General features: G+C 67.5%; 12 protein-coding genes. 11 read left to right on the top strand and 1 reads right to left on the bottom strand.

Annotated elements, in window-relative coordinates:
- From C5F48_RS26610 to C5F48_RS19865, 5 genes are all read left to right on the top strand, one after another.
- Positions 1–178: DUF6162 family protein (locus C5F48_RS26610; RefSeq protein ID WP_502525981.1), on the top strand; the 178-nt coding region annotated here is incomplete at its 5' end.
- The gene (locus C5F48_RS19880; RefSeq protein WP_107665538.1) at positions 175–1098 is read left to right on the top strand and encodes a metal ABC transporter solute-binding protein, Zn/Mn family; all 924 of its coding nucleotides are present in this window, start codon (positions 175–177) and stop codon (positions 1096–1098) included. The genes C5F48_RS26610 and C5F48_RS19880, both read left to right, overlap by 4 nt.
- Entirely contained in the window at positions 1095–1808 is a 714-nt protein-coding gene (locus C5F48_RS19875; protein ID WP_107665537.1) for a metal ABC transporter ATP-binding protein, read from the top strand. The genes C5F48_RS19880 and C5F48_RS19875 overlap by 4 nt, the downstream gene beginning before the upstream one ends.
- Entirely contained in the window at positions 1805–2704 is a 900-nt protein-coding gene (locus tag C5F48_RS19870; protein WP_107665536.1) for a metal ABC transporter permease, read from the top strand. The genes C5F48_RS19875 and C5F48_RS19870 overlap by 4 nt, the downstream gene beginning before the upstream one ends.
- A complete protein-coding gene (locus tag C5F48_RS19865) occupies positions 2701–3597 on the top strand; it encodes a metal ABC transporter solute-binding protein, Zn/Mn family (RefSeq protein ID WP_107665535.1) in 897 nt (298 codons plus the stop codon). The genes C5F48_RS19870 and C5F48_RS19865 overlap by 4 nt, the downstream gene beginning before the upstream one ends.
- Positions 3598–3629: 32 nt before the next feature.
- On the opposite strand, the gene C5F48_RS19860 is transcribed toward C5F48_RS19865, so the two are convergent.
- On the bottom strand, positions 3630–5738 hold the full coding sequence (locus C5F48_RS19860) for a TonB-dependent siderophore receptor (RefSeq protein ID WP_245941359.1): 2109 nt from the start codon (positions 5736–5738) through the stop codon (positions 3630–3632).
- 290 nt (positions 5739–6028) lie between these two features.
- Between C5F48_RS19860 and C5F48_RS26210 the strand changes: the two genes are divergently transcribed.
- The 6 genes from C5F48_RS26210 to C5F48_RS26190 all read left to right on the top strand — a co-directional run.
- On the top strand, positions 6029–6547 hold the full coding sequence (locus tag C5F48_RS26210) for an ABC transporter permease family protein (RefSeq protein WP_245941360.1): 519 nt from the start codon (positions 6029–6031) through the stop codon (positions 6545–6547).
- Entirely contained in the window at positions 6469–6873 is a 405-nt protein-coding gene (locus tag C5F48_RS26205) for an ABC transporter permease (RefSeq protein ID WP_245941361.1), read from the top strand. The genes C5F48_RS26210 and C5F48_RS26205 overlap by 79 nt, the downstream gene beginning before the upstream one ends.
- Positions 6874–6913: 40 nt before the next feature.
- Entirely contained in the window at positions 6914–7102 is a 189-nt protein-coding gene (locus C5F48_RS26200) for a hypothetical protein (protein ID WP_245941362.1), read from the top strand.
- A 6-nt stretch (positions 7103–7108) separates the two neighbouring features.
- Entirely contained in the window at positions 7109–7291 is a 183-nt protein-coding gene (locus tag C5F48_RS26195) for a hypothetical protein (RefSeq protein WP_245941363.1), read from the top strand.
- Positions 7288–8193, top strand: coding sequence for an ABC transporter ATP-binding protein (locus tag C5F48_RS19845; protein ID WP_245941364.1), 906 nt, complete (start codon positions 7288–7290; stop codon positions 8191–8193). The genes C5F48_RS26195 and C5F48_RS19845 overlap by 4 nt, the downstream gene beginning before the upstream one ends.
- On the top strand, positions 8153–8523 hold a 371-nt coding region (locus C5F48_RS26190; RefSeq protein ID WP_258186541.1), incomplete at its 3' end, for an ATP-binding cassette domain-containing protein. The genes C5F48_RS19845 and C5F48_RS26190, both read left to right, overlap by 41 nt.

The raw sequence follows: 8523 nt of genomic DNA, 5'->3' as shown, positions 1-8523 counted from the left end.
GGCCCCCGAGCGGGCGCGCAGCCTGCTGTTGCGGCTCGCGGATGACACGCCCGCGGTCTGGCTGGCCGAGGCCGCCGACGCGCCCGCCGCGCTGGACGATGCGGCCCTGATCCGGGTGGGATGGCGGCAGGTCTCCTTCGCCTATGCGGCCAGCGTCACCCGCGAGGTCAGGCCATGACCCTCGACCGGCGCAGCTTTCTGGCGGCAACCCTCGCCTTGCCCTTCGCCACGCAGGCGAAGGCGGAGGCGCCCCTGCGGATCGGCGTGACCCTGCATCCCTACTATTCCTGGGTGGCGCAGATCCTCGGGCAGGCCGGCGCGCCGGTCCCTCTGGTGCCCGAAGGCTTCAATCCCCATGCCTACGAGCCCCGGGCTGAGGACATCCGCCGGCTCGGCGCGCTGGATGCGGTTGTGCTGAACGGCATCGGCCATGACGATTTCGCCGACCGGATGATCGCCGCCTCGGAGCAGCCGGACGTGCCGGTGATCGAGGCCAACCGCAATGTGCCGCTGCTGCCCGCGGTCGGCAGTTTCGCCCGGGGTCTGGGCAGCTCGGTCGACGGGCGGGTGGTGAATTCGCACACCTTCCTCTCGATCGCCGGGGCCATCTCGCAGGTGCAGACCATCGCGCGCGAGCTGGGCCGTCTGCGCCCGGCCGAGGCCCCGCTGCTGGCCGAGAATGCCCGCGCCTACACCCGCCGCCTGCGCGGGCTGCGCGCCGAGGCGCTGGCGCAGGTGGTCGAGGCGCCCTCGCCCGATTTCCGCGTCGCCACGATCCACGGGGCCTATGACTATCTCTTGCGGGAATTCGGACTGGAGGTCAGCGCCGTGGTCGAACCCGCGCATGGGATCGAGCCGTCGCCGTCGCAGCTGGCCCGCACCATCGAGAAGATCCGGGAGATGAACGTGACCGTCATCTTCTCGGAATCGAACTTCCCCTCCGCCTATGTGGAGACCATCGAGGCGGAGACCGGCGTCGCGCTCTATCCGCTGTCGCACATCATCCACGGGGCCTACACGCCCGAGAAATTCGAGGTCGAGATGGCGCAGAACCTGGCGACCGTCGTCCGCGCCATCCGCGAGGGGGGAAGGGCATGAGCCCACGGGGTCCGGGCATCGCCCTCGCGGGGGTCGGCCTGTCGCTGGGCGGCACGAAGGTGCTGGCCGATGTCTCGCTGGCGGTGCGTCCGGGCAGTATCCACGCCATTGTCGGCCCGAACGGCGGCGGCAAATCCTCGCTACTGCGCTGCCTTTTGGGGCAGATGCCGCATCGGGGCCGGATCGTCCTCGACTGGCCCGGCGAGGCGGGGCGGATCGCCTATGTCCCGCAGGCGCTGCAGTTCGACACCGGGCTGCCGATGACGGTGCGCGACTTCCTCGCCACGCTGTCCGGCGAGCGTCCGGCCTTCCTGCGTCCGCGTCCAGCGACACTGGCGCGGATCGAGGCGCAGCTGGAGCATATGGGGCTCGCCGGCAAGGCCGACCGGCGGATGGGTGCGCTGTCAGGCGGCGAGCGGCAGCGGGTGCTGCTGGCGCAGGCGCTGGACCCTGCGCCCGACCTCCTGATCCTCGACGAGCCGATGGCCGCACTGGACGAGGCCGGGGCCCGGATGATCGAAGCGGTGCTGCAGGAGCTGCGGGCGCAGGGCGTCACCGTTCTCTGGGTGGAGCACGATCTGGCCGCGGTGAGACGCCTTGCCGACCGGGTGACGGCGCTCAACCGCGGCGTCGTCTTCGAAGGCGAGGCGCGGAGCGTCCTGACGCCGGAACGGGTGCTCGACCTCCTGTCGCACCGGGCCGCCGCATGAGCTTCGAGAGTTTCCGCCTGTCGGTGCAGGCGCTGGCCGAGGCAGGCTGGCTGCCCTCGGCCCTGAGCTGGGGCTTTGCGGTGAATGCACTGCTGGCCGGGTTGATCGTCGGGCCGATGCTGGGCAGCCTCGGAACGCTGGTGGTGGTGCGCCGGCATGCCTTCTTCGCTGAGGCGGTGGGCCATGCCGCCCTGACCGGCGTCGCCATCGGGATCCTCGCGGGCGAGCCCTATACCGCGCCCTATGGCGCGCTGTTCGGCTATTGCCTGATCTTCGCCATCGGACTGGACTATCTGCGCGGGCGGACCGGGCTCTCGGCCGACACGCTGATCGGCGTGTTCCTGTCGATGTCGCTGGCGCTCGGGGCCTCGATCCTGCTGATCCTCGCCGGGCGGATCAACGTGCATATCCTCGAGAATGTGCTGTTCGGATCGATCCTGACCGTGAACGGCGTCGATCTGGCGTTGCTGGCTGCGGTGGGGCTGGTGGTCATCGCGCTGACGGCGGTTCTCTACAACCGGTTCATGCTGTCGAGCTTCCATCCGGCGCTGGCGCTGGTGCGCGGCCTGCCGGTGCGGCGGCTGGATTACCTGTTCGTCATGCTGATCACCGTGGTAACCGTCGCCTCGCTGAAGATCGTCGGTGCGGTGCTGGTCGGCGCGCTGCTGGTCATTCCGGCCGCCGCTGCGCGGATCGTCGCCCGGTCGCTCGCCGGGTTCTGGTGGCTGTCGATCGGCATCGCCACCTTCTCGACGCTGGCGGGCATCCTCTTGCCGATGCAGTTCGACCTGCCGGTGCCCTCGGGCGCGGCAATCATTCTGGTGGCGGGAAGCTGCTTCCTGATCTGCACGGCGCTGCGGGCGCTCGTGCCCGGGCTGAAGGGGAACGTGCTGTGAAATGTTTGATGCTGGCGGTGGCGATGGCCTCCCCCGCCAGGGCGGAGACGCTGCTGACCGCCCATCCCGCCGCGACGGCGCTGGCCCGTACCCTGACGGCCGGAACGGGGGTCGAAGTCACGGCGGTCGCGCCGGAGGGGCTGCCCGCCTCGCGCCTGCCGTCCTATCTCGGCGGCCGCGGCCGCGAGATGCTGGAGCGGGCCGCCGGTACCGCTGACGCAGTGCTGACCCTGCGGTCGCTGTGGCCGGCCGATCCGCTCTATCCGGCGGCGCGGCGCGCCAATATCCGCATCGTCGAACTCGATGCCGCCATGCCGCTCGACCGGCGGCTGCCCGGCATCGCCCTGCTTGACCCCGATCCTGCCGATCTGGCGCTCTATGCGATGCTGGGGCTCGAGCCGATGCCGCCCGCGGGCGAGGAGACCGCGCCCTGGCTTTCGCCCACCCGGCTGGGCGAGATGGGCGAGATCGCGGCGGCAGATCTGGAGCGGCTGAGCCCCGGTGACGCCCCTGCCATCCGCGCCAATCTGGCCCGGCTGAAGCAGGACCTGCGGCAGGTGAAGACCCGGGCGGATCTGGCGCTCGCCGATCTCGCCAATCCCGAGGTCGTCTCCTTCTCGCCACAGTTCGGCTATCTCCTGGCCGATCTCGGGCTCGAGTTGCGGGCCACGGTCATCGCCGCGCCGCGCGAATGGACCCCGGAGCGCGCGGGCCTGATGGCGCAATGGATGCAGGACGAGGGCATCATGACAGCCCTCGCGACCCGCGAGCTTCCCGAGCTGCTCATGCAGGCTCTGGACGCCGGGGGCCGCAGCGTGGTGATCCTCGACAGCTTGCCGGGCGATGATCTGGCCGCAGACATCGCCGGCAACATCGCCCGTCTGGCGCAGTAGGGGGACCGCGCCGGAGCGCGGCCCCCGTTCGTTCAGAACTTCGCCCTGAGGGCCAGTTCGGCGCTGATATCCTCGCCATAGACCACCGTGTCGTAGAAGCCGGTGGTGGCGTAGTACTTCTTGCGCAGCACGTTGTTGACCGTCAGCGTTAGCGAGGTGTCGTCATTCACGTCATAGGAGGCCGACAGGTCGGCGACGGCATAGGAGCCCTGATGCACGCTGGGGGCGTTCGTGTCGCTGTAGGACACCTCGATACTGTCGGTCCCGCTCTGCCAGCGCATCGCGCCGCCGATGCTCAGCCGCTCGGTCAGGTCGTAATTCGCCGCCAGCTTCAGCGTGTGGCGCGGCTGGTCAACGTAGAGTTCCTGATCGTCATCATCCTTCGACAGCCGGAAGGTATAGCCCGCCGAGACTTCCAGACGATCCGAGATCGCGCCCGCTGCCTCCAATTCGAAGCCACGGGTGGTCGTGCCGTCGATGCTCTCGTAGACGCTGCGGTTTTCATCCTCGATATACCTGACGTATTTCGCCACGTCCTTCTGCTCGGTCTGGAAGATCGCAGCGGAGGCGAAGAGCCTGCCGTCCATCAGGTCGGCCTTCACCCCCAGTTCGTAATTGTAGCCGTAGGTGGGGTCGAGGTAGTTGCGGTTGATGTCCTGCACCAGCGAGGGCTTGTAGATGCTGCTCACGCTGCCATAGGCCGTGTAGGTCGGGTCGATGTCATAGGTGAAGCCGAGATAGGGCGTGATCTCGCCGGAGAACTTGTAGGAGGCCGTCGCCGGCCCGCCGGAGCCCTCCTCTCCCTCCCACCAGTTGATCCGCGCGCCGGCCAGAACCGACAGCCGGTCCGACAGGTTGAACTGGCCGGTGCCGTAGAGCGCATACTGGCGCGCCTCGCTGGCCGAGACATAGGTGGCGCTGTCGGACAGCAACGGCACGGGATAATTGCCGTCGAGGTCGAAGATATTGACGTTGAAGGTCTCGCCCGACCCGTAGCCGTAATAGGTCCCCTCGCCCTTGGAGGCCATCGCCCCGAAGACGAACTGGTGCTCGCGGCCGAAAGCCTCGAAACTGCCGTTCAGGATCGCGTTCAGGTTGTTCTGCTCATAGCCGCCGTCGTAGCGTGTGCCGTAGCCGCTCATCCCCTCGCCGGTCTCGCGGTCCGGTTCGCCGGAGATCCAGGCCAGCTGGGCGTCCATGTCGTTCTTGACGTGGGTGAAGACCAGCCGTCCGGTCCAGCCGTTGCTGAAGACATGTTCGAGCGAGGTGAAGACCTCGGTCCGCTCGGTGTCGACATAGGTCCAGTCGGTCCCGAGGCTGGAGCCCCAGGGCCAGTCGATCAGCCCGCCGTCGGCATAGAAGGGCGCGAGTCCGCCCCAGGTGACGCCGTCCGCCTTGGTCTTCTGATGGCTGACGCCCATGCTGAGCAGGGTGTCGGGCCCGAGGTCGATATCCAGCGCGCCGAACAGGATCTGCTTCTTCTTCTCGTAGCGGTCGAGGAACCCGTCCCGCTCGTCCAGAACGCCGATCAGCCGCCCGCGCACGGTCCCCGCCTCGTTCAGTGGCCGGGACAGGTCGAGCTCGACGCGGCCCCCCTTGGGCGCTGCGGCGGAGACGGTGATCTCATTCTGGGCAAAGGCCAGCGGACGTTTGCGGATGAAGTTGATCGAAGCGCCGGGCTCGCCCGCACCCTGCATCAGGCCGGTCGCGCCGCGCACGATCTCCACGTGGTCGTAGAGCGCCATGTCCGGGTTGTTGTCGCCGAACTGCCAGACGCCGTCCCGCGGCACCGGAACGCCGTCGTATTGATAGGCGTCGATCTGGAAGCCGCGCGAATAATAGTTGATCCGGTCCGATTCATAGGCCTGCACCGTGATGCCGGTGGCGGCCTCCATCACCTTGCCGATCGTGGTGATGTTGCGATCCATCATCTGCGCATCGGTGATCGCGCTCGTCGACTGCGGGGTGTCCTTCTGCGTCAGCACCAGCCCGGTGGCCGACCGCATCCAGTCCGTCGTCCAGCTGCCGGTGCCTTCCGTTTCCGTGCCGGGCGCCGCAGTCACGACGATCTGATCCAGCACCGTGACATCCGGCTTTGTCGCTGCGTCCTGTGCGAGGGCAGCCTCGGAGGGGAAGAGCATCAATGCACCGACCATCGTGGTCAGTGACGTCGTAAATCTCAGCGCTGCCGCGCTGCTTGTCGTGCTACCAATCATGACTGCACCAGCCTTCTGCTTGATGATCCAGAATAGGCTGGCATCGGGCTGGCGTGGGCGGACCTAGCGCCAAAGCGTCGAAACGATCAAGAAACCGGGCCTGCGATCTGGTGGAATGGGATGAAGTGGCACAAAATTGTCACTTTCGGCGCCCGGCGTCGGAGCGTGGCGGCTATGGTCCCGGTGCGGCCCTGACCCGAGTTGTGGCGCCGGTCTTGCGCCTGATCTCGCTGCTGCACGTGGTTGTGGCGGTGTGCTTCCTGTCGCGCCTGACCGGCGATCCGGCGGCGCTCTACCTGCCGGTCGAGGCCTCGGACGAGATGCGCCAGCATTTCCGCGAGGTGCACGGGCTGAACGATCCGGTGCTGGTGCAGTTCGGCCGCTATGTCGCCGATCTGGTCCAGCTGGACTTCGGCGAGTCGATCCGCAAGGTGCGGCCTGCCTTCGACGTGGTGATCGAGGCCTTCTGGTGGACGCTGCAGCTGGCGCTGATCACCATGGGTCTGGTGACGGCGGCGGCCATCGGGCTGGGGTCGCTGGCCGCCTTCCGCGCGGGCGGGCTGTTCGACCGGATCGCCACGGTGACCTCGCTGATCGGCGCCTCGGCGCCGGATTTCTGGGTGGGCATCGTCGTCTTATCGGCCGGCTCGGCTGGGTGCCTGCCCCGGGCACTGGCACGGCGGCCCACTGGATCCTGCCGATCGCTGTTCTCTTCATCCGCCCCTTCGGACTGATCGTCCAGGTGGTGCGCGGGGCGATGATCACCGCGCTCTCCTCGGCCTATGTGAAGACCGCACGGGCCAAGGGGGTGAAATCCCGCAACATCATCTTCGTTCATGCGTTGCGCAACGCCATGTTGCCGGTGATCACGGTGATCGGCGATCAGGCTGCGGCGCTCTTGAACGGGGCGGTGGTGATCGAGACGATCTTCGGCTTCCCGGGTGTCGGCAAGCTAATGATCGACTCGATCCTGCAACGCGACTTCAATGTTGTGCTGGCCGCCATCATGGTGACCGCCATCGCGATTTTCCTGATGAACCTGCTGATCGACATGGCCTAGTCGCTGCTCGAACCGCGCATCCGGCACTAGGGGGGCGAAGATGATCCAGACCGACATGATTCCGGATGAACCCAAGGCCCTGGTCCGCTTTGTGCGGATGCTCTGGGCGGACAGGTTCGCGCTGGCGGCGGCGCTGTTCCTGATCCTGATCTTCGTGCTGGCAGTGCTCGGCCCTTGGTGGCTGGATGCGGCGGCGCAGAAGCAGAACCTGCATGGCCGCAACACCTAGGGTCTGATGACCGCCCAGGGCAAGCAATACCTGACCACCGCCTGGTGGCTGTCGTTCTGGCCGGGGCTGGCGATCATCCTGACCACGCTGTCGCTGAACCTGCTGTCGAACTGGATGCGCATCGCGCCGGACCCGGTGCAACGCTGGCGGCTGGAGATGCGGCAGTCCAAGGGGGAGATCAAGGCATGAACCGGCTTCTGAACGTGCGCGACCTGTCGGTCGAGTTCCACACCGCTTCGGGCACCGTCCATGCGGTGAAGCGGATCAGTTTCCATCTGGAACGGGGCGAAACCCTGGCCATCCTGGGCGAATCCGGGTCGGGCAAGTCGGTCTCGTCCTCGGCGATCATGGATCTGATCGACATGCCGCCGGGCAGGATCACCAGCGGCGAGATCTGGTTCGACGGCCAGGATCTGCTGAAACTGCCCGCCGCCGCACGGCGCGACATCAACGGCCGGCGGATCGCCATGATCTTCCAGGATCCGCTGAGCCATCTGAACTCGGTCTATACCGTGGGCTGGCAGATCGAGGAGGCGCTGACGGTGCATGGCGCCGACCGCGGCGCGGCGCGGACCGAGGCCCTGCGGCGGGTCGGGCTGGTGGGCATCCCCAACCCCGAGGCCAGCCTGAAGAAATATCCTCATGAGTTCTCCGGCAGCCAGCGCCAGCGGCTGATGATCGCCATGGCCATGGCCCCGGCGCTGCGGCCCGATCTGCTGATCGCGGACGAGCCGACCACGGCGCTGGAGTTGACGGTGCAGGCCGAGGTTCTGGCGCTCCTGAAGGAGCTACAGCTGGAAACCGGGATGGGCGTCCTGATCATCACCCACGATCTGGGCGTGGTGGCCGAGATCGCCGACCGCGTGGTGGTGACGAACGGCGGCGAGGGTGGAGACCGGCGTGACCCGCGAGGTCTACCGCAACCCGCAGCACCCCTAAACCGCCCGGCTGATCGGGGCTGCGCCCGGCAAGGGCGCCATGCATCCCGAGGCCCCGCGCGTCGAACCCGTCCTCTCGGTGCGCCGGGCGCGCAAGGTTTACGGAAATTTCGTGGCGGTGGAGGACGTGTCCTTCGACCTGATGCCGGGTGAGACGCTCGCCATCGTGGGAGAATCCGGGTCCGGCAAATCCACCGTGGCCAAGATGCTGCGGCGTCTGGAGGAGCCGACGGGCGGACAGGCGCTGTGGCGGGGCAAGGATCTGTTCGCCATGCCGAAGGCGGATCTGTTCAGGCTGTGCCGCGATCTGCAGATGGTCTTTCAGGATCCGACGCAGAGCCTGAACCCGCGGATGACGGTCTGGCAGCTGATCACCGAAGCTTGGGTGATCCACCCCGTGATCCTGCCGCGCGACCGCTGGAAGACGCGGGTGGCCGAGCTCCTGGCGCAGGTCGGGCTGAAGCCCGAGATGGCCAGCCGCTA

Origin of the sequence: Cereibacter changlensis JA139 (genome assembly GCF_003034985.1) — a bacterium.
GTDB classification, from domain to species: domain Bacteria; phylum Pseudomonadota; class Alphaproteobacteria; order Rhodobacterales; family Rhodobacteraceae; genus Cereibacter; species Cereibacter changlensis.
This window is presented reverse-complemented; position numbering and strand designations above follow the sequence as displayed.

Coding starts and splice junctions, on each gene's coding strand:
- C5F48_RS26200 (WP_245941362.1), top strand. CDS start 6,914: ATGATCCAGACCGACATGATTCCGGATGAACCCAAGGCCCTGGTCCGC.
- C5F48_RS26195 (WP_245941363.1), top strand. CDS start 7,109: ATGACCGCCCAGGGCAAGCAATACCTGACCACCGCCTGGTGGCTGTCG.
- C5F48_RS19880 (WP_107665538.1), top strand. CDS start 175: ATGACCCTCGACCGGCGCAGCTTTCTGGCGGCAACCCTCGCCTTGCCC.
- C5F48_RS19845 (WP_245941364.1), top strand. CDS start 7,288: ATGAACCGGCTTCTGAACGTGCGCGACCTGTCGGTCGAGTTCCACACC.
- C5F48_RS19860 (WP_245941359.1), bottom strand. CDS start 5,738: ATGCTCTTCCCCTCCGAGGCTGCCCTCGCACAGGACGCAGCGACAAAG.
- C5F48_RS19875 (WP_107665537.1), top strand. CDS start 1,095: ATGAGCCCACGGGGTCCGGGCATCGCCCTCGCGGGGGTCGGCCTGTCG.
- C5F48_RS19870 (WP_107665536.1), top strand. CDS start 1,805: ATGAGCTTCGAGAGTTTCCGCCTGTCGGTGCAGGCGCTGGCCGAGGCA.